Genomic DNA, 666 nt, shown 5'->3' on the forward strand with positions numbered 1-666 from the left:
TTCCAATACCTTGCCTTTTTTACCGCGCTTGCCGTCAATATCGGCAATCCGCAGTTTTTCCTGATGCTCGGCGCTGCGGCGGCCGACCGATACAACGGTAAACTCAGGAGAGGTCGTCACCATAATGTGTTCCAAAGATGCACCATCGGCCAACGACATCAGCTGCAAACCGCGGCCTTTAGGCATGACTTTAAGCTCGCCGATGGAAAACGCCAAGAGGCGGTGGTCGCTGCTGGCCAGTACGATTTTGCAGTCGGGATTGATGAGCGAAGATGCATAGACGGCAACGGGCAGCAGGACGGTTTCGCCGCTGTCCACGGTCATTACCACTTTGCCTGCTTTCACGCGTCCGACCATATCGCCCAGTTTGGCGATGAAGCCGTAGCCGCCACTGCCTGAGAGCAGGTAGTGCTGTTCGGGCTGACCGGTAAGCATGGCAACGGGTTTCGCACCGTTTTGCAGCTCGACTAACGATGAAACCGGCACGCCGTCACCGCGTCCGCCGGGGATTTCGGCGGCATCGAGCGTGTAGGTTCTGCCCAATGAATCCAAGATGATGACAGGCAAAACGGTGCGGCCTTCGAGGGTTTGTTTGAGGCGGTCGCCTTCTTTGAACGCGGTCTGGCTCAAATCAAGGTTGTGTCCGGATCGGCTGCGTATCCAGCC

The 666-nt window shown here is 57.2% G+C and carries 1 pseudogene; it reads right to left on the minus strand.

Annotated elements, in window-relative coordinates:
• Nucleotides 1–666, minus strand: a pseudogene (locus ACTHUM_RS17045) (DNA topoisomerase IV subunit A); the annotation flags it as partial.

The organism is Neisseria sp. P0021.S006, assembly GCF_051956895.1.